Raw genomic sequence first — 16,237 nt, 5'->3', positions numbered from 1 at the left:
TTCGGTACCGGATGCAACCCCGACTTCTCAGTCGATATTGCGGCGTCGCACCGACCATCCCGGCGTGGTGCACAGTCCGCAGGCCGGACCGGTGAAGGTTCGTGCTGCCACCGGATCGCCGGCGACGCGCCAGCGAATCCAGTCGCCGAGCAGAGTCGCGTAGGCGCCGCCACGGGGTTGCAGGAATGTGCCGAAGTGGCCGGTGTCGGACGAGCCCAGGAAAGCGGGCAGGGCCGGCGGGAGGTGTTCGAAGTCCCGGACCCCGTTCTCGTAGGCGATGTCGGTGGGCCCGCCCAGCAGATACAACACCGGCGCGCGCAGCCGATCGAGTTGCGCCTGGTCGACGACGATCTGACCGCTGTCGATGATGCCGACGGTCGCGATCTCCGGCCGGCTCACGGCCAGTTCGTAGGATTGCAGTCCGCCACAGGACCATCCGGCGACCGCGATGTGCCCGGCGTCGAGTCGCCCCGAATACGGGCCGCCCGGTCGCGCGTTCTCGGCGCCCACCCAGTCCACGGATGCGTTCATGACCGCCTGGTCGAGCAGTCCGAGACCGTACGGCTCGGAGTTGTCGATGACCATCACGCCGCGCGCCGCGATCGCCGAGAGGAAGTCGACGTACAGCGAATTCATTGCGACACAACCACCTTCACCCCAGATCAGCACCGGGGTGTGCTCCGCCGGCTCGGCGGGCAGGTATATCGTGTGGCCGGGCAGACGCGGATCGGTCACCATCCGGACCGGTCCCGGTTCGGCGCCGGCCGGTGTCGCCGCGGCGCCCCAGGACAGCGGCAGCAGGGCGCTCACCAGCAGCACCCCGATCAGCCGCCGCAGCGCACCCGATCGCCCTTCGCCGGTAAAAGCTCGAAACATAGTGTCCCCACTGGTTCGGTATCGGTTCGAACCTTATGGCCGGCCGGACGAAAACGGCGCGGATCAATCCGCTTCGTGCCGACTCACAGACCGGCGCCGGTGATCTGTTCGTGATACCACAACGAGTATTCGACGAATATCCTCGAATGTCGCATTTGCGCAACCCTTTCCGCCCGTGTCCACGCCCGGCACCGCCGACGCCGGGACGGGCATCGCCCGGCCTCACCACGCGGAGCGCCTGGACAAGCGCCTCGTTCCGATCAGATGCAGAAGAATTCCGATGGAAGTCCCGATCAATCCGAACGCGAAGTCGCGGAAGCGGAGACGGCGGCGACACGGTCCGGCCCACCCCGCATATGAACATTTCGATACGAATTTTTCACGGCCGCATCGGAATTCGCCATACTTTCGCCGGATGTCATGATGGGACGGTGTCGTCTTTTTCTCCGCCACTGGATATGCGTGAAGTGATCTGGCTCGAAGGGGAAGCCTGGCGCTTACGTGAGCACGATCGGCACGCCGCCACCGCCTGTTACGAACTGGCGTGCACCCATGCGCGGGAGCTGATCGTGGCCGAGCCGCAGCAGGCGGACACCTGGTACCGGCTCGGTTCGATGCTCTACACCCTCGGCGAATGGTATTTGGAGGCAGGCGATCACGCGGCCGCGACGACGGCTCTCGACGGCGCCGAGTCGGCCTACACCAGGCAGGGCGAGGCGGAGACCGGGGAGCTGATCGCGGATGTCGTGTTGCGGCGGGCGCGGGTGCACGCGGCGGCCGGGCGGCCGCTGTCGGCCATCGTCGATGCCCAGCACGCCGCGCTGTCGGCGCTCGATCCGGGCTGGCCGATGGAGTCGACGGCACGGGTGCTCGCCCACGTCGGCCTGGTGCAACTGATCATCGGCGGCGATCCGGATCTCGCTGCCGCCGCGGCGGATCGGTCGGTGCGCGGCTATCTGAGCATGTCCCGGACGTTCGACCCGGCGGCCCTGGCGCCGGCGCACGCGATCGCATTGCGGGTGGCGGCCAACGTATCCCGGGTCGTGCACGCCTCCGCGGGTCGCGACGACATGGCCCGTGCGGCGCACACACTGGTCATGGCCACCGGCGGCCCGATCGAATGCCCGGGATCGGAATACATCCGCGCCAACCAGCCGACCCTGGCGCGGGTGCTCGCCGCCGCCGACAGCGGCGTGCTGCCACCGAGTTTCACCGCGGCGGCCCCGGAGGATCGAATCCTGGTGCCGGCCATGCGTTGTGACGCGCAGCCCGGCCTCGGGCTCGCGAAGACCTTGGCGCGGTTGCAGTTCGCGGTTCCGGGCCGGGACCAGATCCTGCTGGGCCTGGAGGCGCACGCCCTCTTCGCGGCCGCGTCGCAGGAGGGCGCCACGAGTCCGCAGGGGCAGTCCGGCGATTTCGCCCCGACTTGGGCGGCGGTAGCGGTGAACTTCGGTCAGCGCATGTTCGAACAGGACGATCTCAGCGCGGCCGCCGATGCCGTCGGATGGCTGAACGGCATCATCGGCCGGCTGGTGCCACGTGCCCTGATCGACTCCGACGTCCGCGCCGTCGTCCTGGACTGCCTGCACTGGCAGCACCGCGTGCACGCCGCCACCGGCGACACGAAGGCGGCCGGCCGGGTCAGCCGGACGATCACCACCTTGACCGATCCGGCGCCCTGACCTTCTTCTAGACCGCTTTGGCGAGCGGGTCGACTCCCATCAGCGCGGCGAGATTGGCGCCCATGATCTTCTTGCGGTCTTCGAGGTCCAGCGAATCCAGCTCGTCGACCCAGGTCACCGGGTCGAACAAGCCCTCGGGGTGGGGATAGTCCGAGCCGAAGACGATGTTGTCCGCGCCGACGACGTCGACGAGGCCGAGCACGTCCTCCTCGTGGAACGGGTGCACGAAGATCGACCGCTTCATCGCCACCATCGGGTCCTCGTCGAACGCGTGCGGCGCGCGGTCGTAGACCTTCTGCAGGGTGTCGACCAGCGGGCGGACCCACGAACTGCCGTTCTCGACCGGCATGAACCGGATCCCGGGGAATCGGGTGGCCAGGCCGTGACCGATGATCGAGGCCACGACATCCTTGATGCCGCGTGACTCCGCGTGCAGGATCTCCCGGAAACCGGAGGTCCGGCGGGTGAAGGGCAGGAACTCGCCCTGCTCGCCCTCCCATTCGTTGATGTAGCGCTGGTATCCGTCGTCGGAGGCATGCATGCCGACCAGCACCCCGGATTCCTCGACCCGCTTCCAGAACGGGTCGAACTCGGGCAGCGCGAACGACCGGCGCGCACCCTTCACATCCGGCACCGGAGCGGGCCGGATCAGGATGACCCGGGCACCCCGTTCGACCACGCGATCGAATTCGCGGATCGCCTCGTCGACGATGGGCAGCGTGATCACCGGCGTCGGGAAGATGCGCTCGTTGACGTTGTAGGACCAATGCTCGAACATCCACTCGTTCAAGGCATGGACGACGAGATGGGTCGCCTCCGCATCGTCGGCGAGCCGCTCCTCCAGCAGGCTCGCGAGCGTCGGCCACATCAGCGCGCGGTCGATGCTGAGTTCGTTCATCAGCTCGAGCCGGTCCTGCGGATTGAAGAACGCCGGCGGCGCCTCGATGTACTTGGGCGGGTCCGCCAGAACCTTGTCGCCCTCCTTCGGCGCCTTCGTGCGCGAGGCGGGGTTCTTGAGCTTGAACTCGACCTCCTGCGCACCGGGCGGGGCGACCTTGTTGAAGGTCGGGTTGGGGATGTACTCGCTGATCACGTTCCGCAGCGCGATCTTCGTGCGCCCGTTGACCTGCACGTACTTCACCAGGCCGGCGTGACTGTCCGGCAAGTACTTGGTGAACGCATCCGTGGTCTCGTACATGTGGTTGTCGGCATCGAAAACCGGGAAGTCCAACTTCCGGGACATGACAGTTACCTCCAGGCAACTAGATGGTCTGGCAACCTCATCGTAAGGGCAGAATTTAACACTGTCTAGTAAATGATCGAGAGCGCCGAAACGCTTGCCGCCGTGCGCATTCGAGGACAAAGCCACCAGCACAGCCGGACACCGCCAGACTCCGCTCCACCCACGGCGAGCGGCTTCTCACTCACCGGAGATGAGGGTCTTCCAGCCGGTGAGCAGCGCCTCGAGCTCCAGCCGGAACAAGCGCTCCGCGGACTTCGGGGTCGCGCGCACGACCTTCTGCAGGTTGGGATGCTCGCTGCGGTCGTACAACCCCAGGCGCTCGTGCAGCGGCAGGCGGCGCAGATTCGTCATCGCCGACCCGAACGCCATAATTTCCATACTGTCCAGGATCGGGTAGCACAGCCGCCGCGGAACTCCGGAATCGAGCATCTTGGTGACGATGAACTCGCGTCGGAGATTGTCGGCGACAACCTGCCCGCCGGGCGGTGTCATCAGCGGTGCGGCGTTCGGATGCGCGAGCAGAGCGGCGCGGTAGCGGCTCACCGACTGGAGCACGTACTCCTCCCAGGTGCCACCGGGGATCGTCGGGATCACCTCCCGCCGGATGACCAAGTCCGTCACTCCACGCAGGATTTCCTCCTTGTCGGCGAAGTGGTGGTACAGCGCGGCACCGGTCACGCCGAGCTCGGCGCCGAGCCGCCGCAGGCTGAGCGCCGCGAGCCCGTCCCGGTCGATGATCTCCAGCGCCTTGGTCACCGCCACCTCGGGATCCACCAAGGGCACCTGCGGACGTCCCATCGGTCAGCGCCCTCCCGGCTCAGCGTCGCGCATCCGTCATGACCTTCCCGTCACGTCGAGATTTCCCTGCACCGCAAGCAGTCTCGGCGGCTGCCCGATCGCGGAACCGCCACCGGGAATTTTACCTATCAGTGTAAAGTATCGAACGCGGGCCGGACCGGAGTCTCCGCCGAGCCGAGAGAAGGAGCGAACGATGACCACCGCACCGCTGCGGTTCGGTATCGGGCTGCACAGCGCCCGCATCGACCGGTGGGCCGACATCGCCGAGGAGGCGGACCGCCTCGGCTTCGAATCCGTGTGGATACCGGAACATCTCGTGGTCCCGATCGACTCGTCCGGCAGCCCGCACGCCGGTTCGGACCACCCGCCCATCCCCTCCGACATCCCGGTCCTCGACCCCTTCGGGGTGCTCTGCCACCTGGCCGCGCGGACGCGGCGGGTCCTGCTGGGCATCAACGTCTACAACATCGGCCTGCGGCACCCGTTCGTCACCGCGCGGGCCGCGACCACCGTCGACGTCCTGTCCGGCGGGCGGCTGGCCCTCGGCCTCGGCGCCAGCTGGCTGCGTGCCGAATGGGAGGCCGTCGGACTGGATTTCGATCGCCGCGGCGCCCGCGTGGACGAGACGATCGAGGTGTGCCGGCGACTGTGGTCCGAACCGGTCGTCGAACACCACGGCGAGCACTTCGATTTCGGGCCGCTGGCCTTCGAGCCGAAACCGGTCCAGCGACCGGGACCGGCACTGCACATCGGCGGCGACGGCCCGGCCGCCCTGCGCCGCGCCGCCACCGTCGGCGCCGGCTGGATGCCGATGAACCACAGCCTCATCGAACTACCGGCGGCACTGGCCCGGCTCACCGACCTCGCCGCGCGGCACGGCCGCACCACCCCGATCGAGGTGACCGTGCACGGCCGCATCTCCGAGATCGCCGACCTGCGACAGTATGTCGACGCCGGCGTGACCCGGGTGATCGTCGCGCCGTGGACCAGAACCCGCACCGCGATCGAGGAACTCCGCGAGTTCGCCGAACGGGTTGTCCGGCCGTGGAATTCGACCTTCGATCCGACCGGCCGATGATCGGAACGGTCTCGTGGACCGTCGCCGGCGCGTCCTTGGTTCACGCGGCGCGACGATGTCCGGCCGACTCTCGGCGGTATCACCCCGGACCACCGCACCGGTGCCGACCGCGAACGGTCCGTCGCGCCGGCCCCGCGCGAGAATGCTTGCCGCAGCGACAGGTCGAGTTATAATCAACCGGTTAGTTGAGTACGAGCGAGAGACCGATACCCGTGCCGATCGATGAGACCCTGGCCACGACCACGCCGGCCCGGCCGAAGACGTTCGACTGGCGCCCCGACGACGTCCTGCTGTACCACCTGGCGCTGGGGGCCGGATCGGCTCCGACGGATCCCGCCGAGCTGGCGTACGCCACCGAGACGGATCTGCGGGTGCTGCCGTCGTTCGCGGTCGTGGCGCGTTCACTGCGCGACGCCGAACCGCCGGATCTGGACTGGCCCGGGATCGAGGCCGAGCTGTCGCAGTACCTGCACGGTAGCCAGCGGATCGACCTGCACGCCCCGATTCCGCCCCGGGCCGACGGCGCGCTCGCGGACACCCGGGTGGCCGCCGTGCACGACAAGGGCAAGGCGGCCCTGGTTTCGCTCGAGACGACGGTCCGCAGCGCCGCCGGAGCGCCGCTGTGGACGGAGACCTCCCGGCTGTTCATCCGTGGTGAGGGCGGATTCGGCGGCGAACGGGGCCCGTCGCGGGACATCGCGGTGCCCGGCCGCGCTCCGGACGCCGTCACCACCGTCGCGACCCTGCCGCAGCAGGCCCTCTGGTATCGGCTGCTCGGTGACCGCAACCCCCTGCACAGTGATCCGGTGGTCGCCGCGGCCGCCGGCTTCCCGCGGCCGATCCTGCACGGACTGTGCACCTACGGGATCGCGCTGAAAGCGGCGCTGCGCATCCTGCTCGACGACGACACCGCGGCCGTCCGCAGTTACGACGCGAAATTCACCGGCGTGGTGTTCCCCGGCGAGACCCTGCGCCTCACGGGATGGCACGAGGACGACCACGTGGTGCTGACCGCGACGGTCGCCGACCGCGACGACGCTCCGGCGCTGCTCGCCGAACTCGGTGTCGGGGCCGCCGCGTGACCACCCTCGACCGCGAACTGCCGGGCCCGGTCGCCGACTGGCTCGCACACGCGCTGCCCGCCGCCGAACCGCCGTTCACCTGCGAGCGGATCAGCGGCGGCTACAGCATGCTCACCTACCGGCTGCGGGACAACGCCGGCGAATGCTGGGTGCTCCGGCATCCGCCGGCCGGCCACACCTCGGGGAAGGCACACGACACCGACCGCGAGGTGCGGGTCATGTCCGCACTGGCCGGCAGCGCGGTACCGGTGCCCCGGCTCGCCGCGGTCGGCGCCGCCGCCGACCCGCTCGGATTGCCTTGTCACATCACCGAATTCGTGCCCGGATTCGTCCTCGCCGATGCCACGGCCGCGAGCCGCGACGTCGAACCGGCGGCGCTGCGCACCGCGACCGAACAGATCGTGGACATCCTCGCCACCCTGCACTCCATCGATCCGGATGCGGTGGGGCTCGGCGATTTCGGGCCGCGCTCGGGTTACGTCGCGCGGCAGTTGCATCGCTGGCGGTCCGTGATCGACGCGGCGGCCCAGCCCGGAACCGCCGACTCGGTGGCCCGTCTGCACAGCCTCACCGGCCTGATCGAGAGCCACCTGCCGGCGAGCGGTCCGGTCCGGATCGTGCACGGCGACTACCGGCTCGGCAACGCGATCGTCGGTTCCGACGGCCGGGTGCGGGCAATCCTGGACTGGGAACTCGCCTCGCTCGGCGATCCACTGGCCGATCTCGCCGCGCTGGTGGCGTTCTGGCAGCCGCCCGCGGAAGCGATGCTCGGCGACGAGATGCCCACCACCGCACCGGGTTCGATCACCGTCGCCGAAGTGCTGGACCGCTACCGGTCCCGTTCCACGGTGCCGATGGACGGCTTCTGGGTCTACGACACCTTCGCGTCGTGGCGGCTGGCGTGCACGGCGCTGCGCGCCCATGCCCGGTTCGCCTCCGGCGCCATGGACGACGACCGCGGCCTGGAACGCTTCCGGGTGGCGTGCCGGTCGTGGATCGACGCGGCCGAGCGGGCCACGACCGCGCGCTGACGGACACCCGCGCCGCCCCGTGGTGGATTCCGGGGCGGCACAGCTCGTTTCGTGGCGGCCTCGGTCAGATCAGTTCCAGCACGGTGGCATTGGCCATCCCGCCACCCTCACACATGCTCTGCAGGCCGTAGCGAATTCCGTTGTCCACCATGTGATGCACCAAACGGGTCATGAGGATCGCGCCCGAGCCGCCCAGCGGGTGACCCACCGCGATGGCGCCACCGAGCGGATTCAGCCGCTTCGGGTCCGCACCGGTCTCGGCCAGCCAGGCCAGCGGCACCGAGGCGAACGCCTCGTTGATCTCGAACGCCCCGATGTCGCCGATCGACAGGTCGGTCCGGGCCAGCACCTTCGCGGTCGCCGGGATGGGGCCGGTCAGCATGGTCACCGGATCACTGCCGGCCACGGCGAATCCGTGCAGCCGGGCCAGCGGCCGTAGTCCCAGCCGCGCGGCCTTCTCGCTCGTGGTGATCAGCAACGCGCCGGCGCCGTCGGAGATCTGCGACGAGTTGCCGGCGTGGATGACCCCGCCCTCCTTGAAAGCCGGTGGGAGCGAGGCCATCCGCTCCGGTGTCGTACCGCGGCGGACCCCCTCGTCGACGATGAGCCCGGTCCCCTCCACCGGTGCGTACTGTCCGGCGAAGGCGCCGCGATCGATCGCCGCGGCGGCCAGATCGTGTGAGTTCAGGGCATATTCGTCGAGTTGCTGCCGGGACAGCCGCCACTGTGCCGCGATCGTCTCGGCCCCGATGCCCTGATTCGGCGTCTCCGGATAGCGCGCACCGAACAGCGGGCCGAAGGGCTCGCCGAACTGTCCTCGCGTGACCGAGCCCATGGGCACCAGGCTCATCACCTCGGCGCCGCCGGCCACGACGACATCGGCCTGACCCGACACCACGAGAGCGGCCGCGAAATGCGCCGACTGCTGCGACGAGCCGCACTGCCGGTCGATCGTGGTGCCCGGCACCGACTCCGGCCACCCGGCCGCCAGCACCGCGTTGCGCGCCACATTCAGCGCCTGGGCATCGACCGGCTGGACGCAACCCCACACCACGTCGTCGACCACCGCCGGGTCGATTCCGGTGCGCTCCACGATCTCCCGTAACACTCCGGCCGACAGGTCGACCGGATGCACATCGGCGTAGGAGCCGTTGCGCTTACCGATCGGCGTGCGCACGGCGGCTACGATCACGGCATCTCTCACGATTCATCCCATCCGGCGCCCGGCGGTCACGTGATACGGTGCCGGGCAACCATTTTCCGATCTTCTCGCGGTCACGTGCCGTCGGGCACGACAGCGCACCTTGGTCGACCAAATGGTTGGTAACCCTCCGGACCGACCATACCCGGCGCACGCCGCCCCCGGAAGCCGCAGAACTACTTACCCAACCGATTGATCGGCATCGGTCCCACACAATGCGCTCGATTCGAGATCGTAGCCGACCAATCAGTTGGGTTGCTATGGTCACACCGAGTGACGGCGGGCCGCCGCGGCCGTGCCGCCGCCCGCCGTGAAGCACCGCCACGAGGAGGATCGCGCCGATGGACAGGACACCCGCGACAACACCGGCCGAACTGTCCGAGTGGACGACACCGGCGTCGGACGCGCTGATCGCCGAGTCGGTGCCGCAACTGCTCGCCCGCCGGCTCCCGGCGATCCACGCTCGGCGGGCACTGTTGTGGCCGGTCGGCGACCACTTCGAGCAGCTGACCTATCGCGAACTCGCCGACGCGGCGACGCTGGTCGCCCGCGCGCTCGCGACCACCGCCGCGCCCGGCGAGCGGGTCGGCATCTGGTCACGCAACAGCGTCGAGTGGGTGATCCTGCACTACGCCTGCGCGCTGTCCGGAACCATCGCCGCCCCGTTCAACACCGCGTGGACCGACAGCGAACTCCGCTACGCGATCGACCTCACCACACCGGCGGTCGTATTCGCCGGACCCGGGCGCGACGGCGGATCCCTCGTGGGCCGCGCGCGCGAGGTCGCCGGCCCGATCCCGGTCCACGACCTCGCCGATCTGATCACCTGGGCCTCTACCGTTCCCGCGGGCGACCTGCCACAGGTCACCCCCGACGCGCCGCTGCTGATCCAGTTCACCTCAGGAACCACCGGACGGTTCAAGGGCGCGCTCCAGAGTCATCGCGCGCTGCTGAGTTCCGCGGCCCTGCGCGCGGCCCACGACGTGATCCCCGACGACGACGTCTGGCTCAATCCCATTCCCTACCACCACGTCGGCGGCTTCTGCCACGTGATCCTCGGCGGCCTCGTCGACGGCGGCGCGATGGTGGTGATCGACCGGTTCAGCGCGGACGAGATGCTGCGGCTGCTCGGCATGGGCGAGATCACCCGCATCGGCGGCGTACCCACGATGATCGACGACATCGCCGACCGGATCCTCGAATCCGGCCGCACCGTGGCGCTGACCTCGGTGGCGACCGGCGCGGCCACCGTGACCCAGCATCTGATCGACAAGGTGCGCAACGCTTTCGGCGCGGTGATCGTCACCACCTACGGGCAGTCCGAATGCCCCACCATCACCGACACCGAACCCGGCGCCGACCCCGCGACGCTCGGCGCCACCATCGGCCGTCCCGTCGCCGGCACGACGGTCCGCATCGTCGACCCCGCCACCGGTCGAACCGTGCCGCTGGGCACCGTCGGCGAGATCCGCGCCCTCTCCCCGTGCACCATGCTCGGCTACTGGGGCATGCCCGAGCAGACCGCCGAGACGATCGGCCCCGACGGATACCTGGCGACGGGCGACCTTGCGTCGATGTCGGCCGGCGGATACATCGCCTTCGCCGGACGCGCCCGGGACGTGATCATCCGTGGCGGCGAGAACATCTACCCCGCCGAGATCGAGGAGATCCTGCTCGCCCATCCCGGCGTCGCCGCCGCGATCCTGGTGGGCGTCGACGACCGGCGTCTCGGCGAGCGGGTGGCCGCCGCGGTGATCCGGGCCCCGGGCACGGCGGTGACAGTCGGCGAGCTCACCGAATACCTGCGGAACAGGTTGGCGTACTTCAAGATTCCGGCCACGTGGCGGTTCGTCGACTCGTTCCCGATGACCGCCTCCGGCAAGATCCAGCGATTCCGCATCCGCGAGATGTTCGACGCCGAAGCCGCCGGCGACCGATCGGCATGAGCCGGCATCCACCACCGAACGATCCGAGGACCAGCACCGTGCCGATACTTCTGAAGCGCGACAACGGAATCGCGCACGTGACGCTCGACCGCCCGGAACGCCGCAATGCCCTCACGGCCGATGATTTCGCGCACCTGCGCGAGACATTCGACGAGATCGCGGTCACGGCCACCGATCGCGCGGTCCTGATCACCGGTACCGGCCAGGGATTCTGCGCCGGCGCCGACCTCGGCGGAGGACGGCCGGCCGAACACCCGACCACCGTCATGCGCCCGATCAACGACGCGTTCCGCGCGCTGCACCGGCTCCCGCAGCCGACCGTCGCGGCGGTCCACGGCGCCGCCTTCGGCGCGGGCATGAGCCTCGCGCTCGGCTGCGACATCGTGATCGCCGCCGACGACGCCCTCTTCAGCCAGATCTTCGTCCGCCGCGGACTGTCGCCGGACACCGGCAGTTCCTGGCTGCTCCCCCGGATCGTCGGCCTGCACACCGCGAAACGCCTTGCCCTGCTGGGTGACACGATCACCGCCGACCAAGCTCGAGCACTCGGCATCGTCACCGAGGTGACCCCCACCGCCCACCTCGCCGAGACCGCCACGGCCTACGCTCGCCGACTCGCCGACGGCCCGCCCATCGCCCTCGCCCTGACCAAACGCCTGCTGGACGCCGCATCGACCACCGGCTTCGACGAAGCCCTGGACGCCGAGGCCGCGGCCACCGCGATCAACGTAGCCACCGACGACATGGCCGAGGCCTTCACCGCCTTCACCGAGAAACGGCCCCCGGTCTTCCGCGGCCGGTGACCACCGGTCGACTCGGCTGTCACCGCAAGGATTACGCGGCCCCGCACCTCCGGCGGCGCGACCAGGAATAACCCGTTGTGCGCGTGTGGAATTCGCTCACTCGGTGTGGACGTGAGCATGGTCCGGCCGGTTTCCCGGCCCGGACCTCGTACTGTCAGGATGGGCAGTGGTCGGGATCGGCCGGTCGTCGGAACGAAAGTGAGCGCCTGTGGAATCCGAGCAGCCACCACCGGGTATCGATGTCTCCGTGCCGCATTCGGCCCGGCGCTACGACTACTGGCTCGGGGGTAAGGACAATTTCGAGGCCGACCGGGAGTCGGCGCGGGCGGTGGCCGAGGGGTATCCGCCGGTGCAGTGTGCGGCGGTGGCGAACCGGGCGTTCCTGCGGCGAGTGGTGGCCTATCTGGCCCGGGACGTGGGTGTCCGGCAGTACCTCGACATCGGCGCCGGGCTGCCCACGGTGGGCAACGTGCACGAGATCGCGCAGGCGATCGCGCCGGAGTCGCGGGTCGTGTACGTCGACAACGATCCGATCGTGGCGATCCACGCGAAGACGTTGCTGCGCGGCGGTTCTCACGGCCGCACCGCCTATCTGGAGGCCGACCTCCGGGACCCGGCGGCGATTCTCACCGATCCGGAGACGACATCGGTCCTGGATCTGAGCCGGCCGGTGGCGCTGATGCTCGTCGCCGTCCTGCATTTCATCACCGACGATCAGCGCCCCTACGAACTGGTGCGCCAGTTGTGCGACGCGCTGGCGCCGGGCAGCTATCTCGTTGTGTCGCATGCCACCAACGATCATCTCAGCGTGGAGGACCTCGCCGAGAGCGATGCGGCCAACCAGCGCAGCGGCATTCCGTTCCGGCTGCGCTCCACCGCCGAATTCGCCCGCTTCTTCGAAGGACTGGAACTGCAACCACCCGGGATCGGGTCGATCCTGTCCTGGCGGCCGGAGACCTGGAGCGCGCATCCACGGCCGGAGGCCGTGTCCATGCTGGGTGCGGTCGCGCGTAAACCCTGACGCGGGAACGGCTTCGGCCACCGGACCGGGTGCGCCGCCCGCGGTGGTTCTGGTCTAGGGTCGATCGGGTCAACCCCGCGGCGCGGCAGCAGTGTTGCGCCGTCTCGAAAGGTTCTGCATGTCACTGCGTTACAGTCCCTACGACTTCGACGTACACAACGACCCGTACCCCCACTACGCCCGGCTGCGCGAGCAGGCGCCGGTGTTCCGCAACGACACCGACGACTTCTGGGCGCTGTCGCGGCACGCCGATGTACTTGCGGTGCTGCGGGATTCGAGCAGGTTCTCGAGCCGCAACGGACTGCGCATGGAGCCGGCGTTCTGGGGCCCGCAGGCCGAGCAGTTCTTCTCGTTCGTCGCGATGGACCCGCCCCAGCACACCCGCATGCGCGGACTGGTGGCGCGGGCCTTCACCGCGCACCGGGTGCAGGCCCTGGAACCCGGCCTGCACCGGATGGCCCGGCAACTGCTGGAGCCGCTGCTCGAGGCCGAAAGCTTCGATCTGATCGCCGATTTCGCGGGTCCGTTCCCGACCGACGTCATCTCGGAGCTGGTCGGCGTCCCCGAGGCCGACCGCGCCATGATCCGCGCGCTCGGGATGGAGATCATGTACTCCGACGAGGAATCCACCGACCTGCGGCCCGAGGCCGTGCAGGCGATCGGCGCCCTCATCGGCTACTACACCGAACTGACCACCGACCGGCTCCGGCACCGCCGCGACGATCTGCTGTCCGCGCTGCTGGACGCCGCCGACGGAGACGACCGGCTCACCCCCGAGGAGATCGTCGGAGTCCTCATCCTGCTGGTCGGCGCGGGCATCGAGACCGCGATGCTGACCCTCGGCAACGCCTGGCACGCCGCGGGACAGCACCCCGACCAGCGCCGCGCCGCGTTCGGCGGCCGGATCGACGACTGGATCAGCGAATCCATGCGCTACGACCCCGCGACGCAGACCCAGCTCCGCACAACCACCGAACAGGTCGAACTGCACGGGGTGACGATCCCCGCCGGGCAGCGGATCCTGCTGATCTCCGGCTCTGCGAACCGGGACCCCGAGGTCTTCGCGAACCCGGACACGTTCGACCTGGACCGCGACACCAGCGCCTCCCTCACCTTCGGCTCCGGCCGCCACCACTGCCTCGGCGCGAACCTCGCCCGGCTGGAACTACGGGTGGCCCTGCGCGAAATCGTCGACGCCGTAGCCGATTACGAGATCGACACCGACAACGCGAAACGGATCCACTCGTCGAACAACCGCGGTTTCGCCGCCCTCCCCACCCACGTCACCACTCGCTGACCCGCCTATCGCGCGTCGCCCTCGCAGTACGCCTTGACGAAGATTCGCCGCTGCCCGGCGCCGCTGTCGTGGACGACCACCCAGCGGGCCGGGAACGGCGGGTGGTAGTCGGAGAATCGGGTGTTTCCCGTATCGGTTCGCAACGCCGCCGTGAGGCTCTCGTCCATCCAGCGCTCCGATCGCCACTCGTCCGGCACACCGGGAGTGAACGGTCCCAGACCGGACAGTTGCTCGAAGGTTTGCGTCGGTTCCGGTGGAACATCGACGACGACGGACAACGTCCGGCCCGCGCCGAAGTCGGCGGCGCGATGCTCCGTGACCACGTGGGGGGTTTCCGCGAAGTGAATGTTCGCGCAGGCCGACAGTTCGTCGAGGACGGGCTTTTCTCCCGTTCCGCACCCGGCGAGCACCGAGGCGGCCGACAGCAGCAGAACCACGGCGGATCTCACAGATCTCCTCGCCAGGTCTTCGGATAGGCGGAGTTGTCGCCGCTGACGCGGAAGCTGCGGGCCCACCCGGCCGCCTCGAGTTGCCGCATGTCGCTGTCGACATTGGTCTTGAAGCTGTACGAGGGATCCCCGAGGTCGAAATGGCGGGATTGATCGAAATTGTAATAGTCGTAGATGTAGACGGCGTATTCGATGACACCGATGAGTCTGCTGCCCGCCTTGATCACCGTCGTATCGCTCCCGACGGCGACGGAGAAATGTGCCAGTCCGTAGACGACATCGATGTTGTCGCTGGGAAAGGCCAGCATCCAGTTGCTGGTTATTTCCCTGGTCATCCCGACCTGCGGGTCGGCCTTGGCGACACTCCTGATGTATCGCAGGCCCTCGTCCACCTTGTTCCCGACGTCGTCGGTCGCGACCACCTCCGCCACTTCGCGGTCGTTCATGATGTATCTGGCATCGGGGCCGTTGTTGCCGATGTAGAAGTCGAAGAGGCCCGAGGCGAAGTCGTAGCCACGCATGTCGAAATACAGTGCGACATATCCGGCCTCGGACGCGTTCATGGCCGCTTCGAACTTGTCGAACCAGCCGTGCTTCGATCCGTATTTCACGACGTTGCCGGGGATTCCGGGTTCAGGCGGCGGCCGCAAGGTTCTGCTCCCACCAGACGTTGTTCCGGAACCCGTAGCGGATCGTGTCGTAGTCGAGGGTGACCTTGCCGGGCGGATCGAAGAGAGCGCCCGTCGGTTCCGCGATCGCGGTGCCGGGCTCGTAGGCCAGGGCCTTGTGCATCCGGTCCACCAGGTCCGTGATCGACGCGCTGCGGGCATCGGCCTCGCTGCGCACGGTGTCGACGGCGGAGGTGATCTGCGCCTTGATCGAGCCGCGCATCGGGCGATCCACGATCTGCCCCCAGACCCCGACGGGCAACGACAAGCCGAGGATGTCCAAGGGCCGCATGAGTCCCGAGGTCACGCCGGCGGCCTGATTGTGGACGTGCCGCTCCAGGCATTCGCCACCTTTTTCGAGGGTTTTGCCGATGGTCTCGAGCTCGGTGCCGCGCTGATGGATATCGGTGTGGAACGCGGTCATCGCGGTCGTGTACGAATCGGCGGACCCACCCGTCCACTGCGCGGTCAGCCAATTCGAGCCGCCGCTGAGGTTGCCGGCGGTGCTGGCGTGATTGACGCCCAGTTGCCGGATCCGCTTGCCGATGGCCTGGATATGTTCCCAGTCGTCGGCCAGCGGTGCGAGATAGTGCGCGGCCGGTTTGATCCCGATCGATCCGTTCAGGCGATCGTCGAAAACGGATACGATCCCGTGGGCACCGGTCACGGCGTTCCTGGTGGTGAGAGTGCCCGTCGCGACCTCGGGAAGTACGGGAAACAGCAACCCGCTGTAACGAATACTCCCGGTCGAGTCGCCCGACTCTCCGCCCGCCGGGATATGCGCGGCCGCGGAGACAATCTGCCCGGACGTGACGTCCTGATTCCGGAAATCATCGTTCGCACCACCGAGGTGCGTACCGAAGTCGATCATCCGGCCGTGATCCAGGCGACCCAGCGCGGATACCTGGTTCCGGAAATCCCGGAACGACGGCTCCAATGTCGCCAACAGTCCGGAAGCGCCGCTCGGAAGCGAAACCGCAGACGTTATCCTCGACGAATTGGCGCCGAAGAAATCGCCGATGTCGTTCAAATCGGTGCTGAACCCGCGTAACGCGGCGTGGG

Annotated in this window: 15 protein-coding genes; 8 read left to right on the top strand and 7 right to left on the bottom strand. The window is 68.5% G+C overall.

What is annotated here, in order from left to right:
- Positions 1-27 precede the first annotated feature (27 nt).
- Positions 28-876, bottom strand: a complete 849-nt coding sequence (locus NRB56_RS08120) for an alpha/beta hydrolase family protein (RefSeq protein WP_153339967.1) — start codon at positions 874-876, stop codon at positions 28-30.
- Positions 877-1,307: 431 nt separating this feature from the next.
- Between NRB56_RS08120 and NRB56_RS08115 the strand changes: the two genes are divergently transcribed.
- Positions 1,308-2,558 (top strand): hypothetical protein, encoded by a 1,251-nt coding sequence (locus NRB56_RS08115; RefSeq protein WP_153339964.1) that lies wholly within the window; start codon positions 1,308-1,310, stop codon positions 2,556-2,558.
- Positions 2,559-2,565: 7 nt separating this feature from the next.
- Here NRB56_RS08115 and NRB56_RS08110 read toward each other — a convergent pair whose 3' ends face one another.
- Both NRB56_RS08110 and NRB56_RS08105 read right to left on the bottom strand, forming a co-directional pair.
- Entirely contained in the window at positions 2,566-3,801 is a 1,236-nt protein-coding gene (locus NRB56_RS08110; protein ID WP_153339962.1) for an amidohydrolase family protein, read from the bottom strand.
- Between the two features lie 177 nt (positions 3,802-3,978).
- Entirely contained in the window at positions 3,979-4,599 is a 621-nt protein-coding gene (locus NRB56_RS08105) for a TetR/AcrR family transcriptional regulator (RefSeq protein WP_153339960.1), read from the bottom strand.
- Positions 4,600-4,792: 193 nt separating this feature from the next.
- Between NRB56_RS08105 and NRB56_RS08100 the strand changes: the two genes are divergently transcribed.
- From NRB56_RS08100 to NRB56_RS08090, 3 genes are all read left to right on the top strand, one after another.
- A complete protein-coding gene (locus tag NRB56_RS08100) occupies positions 4,793-5,677 on the top strand; it encodes an LLM class F420-dependent oxidoreductase (protein ID WP_153339958.1) in 885 nt (294 codons plus the stop codon).
- A 212-nt stretch (positions 5,678-5,889) separates the two neighbouring features.
- The gene (locus tag NRB56_RS08095) at positions 5,890-6,759 is read left to right on the top strand and encodes a MaoC/PaaZ C-terminal domain-containing protein (protein WP_319942711.1); all 870 of its coding nucleotides are present in this window, start codon (positions 5,890-5,892) and stop codon (positions 6,757-6,759) included.
- On the top strand, positions 6,756-7,790 hold the full coding sequence (locus tag NRB56_RS08090; RefSeq protein WP_194290764.1) for a phosphotransferase family protein: 1,035 nt from the start codon (positions 6,756-6,758) through the stop codon (positions 7,788-7,790). Before NRB56_RS08095 ends, NRB56_RS08090 begins: the two co-directional genes overlap by 4 nt.
- 64 nt (positions 7,791-7,854) lie before the next feature.
- Here the strand turns inward: NRB56_RS08090 and NRB56_RS08085 are convergent, their stop codons facing one another.
- Positions 7,855-8,994: a thiolase family protein gene (locus NRB56_RS08085; RefSeq protein WP_319942710.1), complete on the bottom strand. Its 1,140-nt coding sequence runs from the start codon at positions 8,992-8,994 to the stop codon at positions 7,855-7,857.
- Positions 8,995-9,332: 338 nt separating this feature from the next.
- Here NRB56_RS08085 and NRB56_RS08080 point away from each other — a divergent pair, with 338 nt between their 5' ends.
- The 4 genes from NRB56_RS08080 (at position 9,333) to NRB56_RS08065 (ending at position 14,058) form a co-directional block, all read left to right on the top strand.
- Positions 9,333-10,937: a class I adenylate-forming enzyme family protein gene (locus NRB56_RS08080; RefSeq protein ID WP_153339954.1), complete on the top strand. Its 1,605-nt coding sequence runs from the start codon at positions 9,333-9,335 to the stop codon at positions 10,935-10,937.
- Between the two features lie 38 nt (positions 10,938-10,975).
- Complete coding sequence (locus NRB56_RS08075; protein WP_319942709.1) at positions 10,976-11,740, top strand: enoyl-CoA hydratase/isomerase family protein; 765 nt, start codon at positions 10,976-10,978, stop codon at positions 11,738-11,740.
- Between the two features lie 208 nt (positions 11,741-11,948).
- Positions 11,949-12,761 carry an SAM-dependent methyltransferase gene (locus NRB56_RS08070; protein ID WP_319942708.1) on the top strand — a complete coding sequence of 271 codons (813 nt, stop codon included), beginning with the start codon at positions 11,949-11,951 and terminating at the stop codon, positions 12,759-12,761.
- Positions 12,762-12,879: 118 nt separating this feature from the next.
- Positions 12,880-14,058 (top strand): cytochrome P450, encoded by a 1,179-nt coding sequence (locus NRB56_RS08065; protein ID WP_153339950.1) that lies wholly within the window; start codon positions 12,880-12,882, stop codon positions 14,056-14,058.
- Positions 14,059-14,063: 5 nt separating this feature from the next.
- On the opposite strand, the gene NRB56_RS08060 is transcribed toward NRB56_RS08065, so the two are convergent.
- Genes NRB56_RS08060 through NRB56_RS08050 form a run of 3 tightly spaced genes read right to left on the bottom strand, consistent with a single transcriptional unit; the run spans position 14,064 to position 15,842 of the window.
- The gene (locus NRB56_RS08060) at positions 14,064-14,507 is read right to left on the bottom strand and encodes a hypothetical protein (RefSeq protein ID WP_153339949.1); all 444 of its coding nucleotides are present in this window, start codon (positions 14,505-14,507) and stop codon (positions 14,064-14,066) included.
- Positions 14,504-15,118 (bottom strand): hypothetical protein, encoded by a 615-nt coding sequence (locus NRB56_RS08055; RefSeq protein WP_153339947.1) that lies wholly within the window; start codon positions 15,116-15,118, stop codon positions 14,504-14,506. Before NRB56_RS08055 ends, NRB56_RS08060 begins: the two co-directional genes overlap by 4 nt.
- Before the next feature lie 22 nt (positions 15,119-15,140).
- A complete protein-coding gene (locus NRB56_RS08050; RefSeq protein ID WP_153339945.1) occupies positions 15,141-15,842 on the bottom strand; it encodes a hypothetical protein in 702 nt (233 codons plus the stop codon).
- Positions 15,843-16,237: the final 395 nt, after the last annotated feature.

Source organism: Nocardia aurantia (genome assembly GCF_009604425.1).
Lineage (GTDB): Bacteria > Actinomycetota > Actinomycetes > Mycobacteriales > Mycobacteriaceae > Nocardia > Nocardia aurantia.
This window is presented reverse-complemented; position numbering and strand designations above follow the sequence as displayed.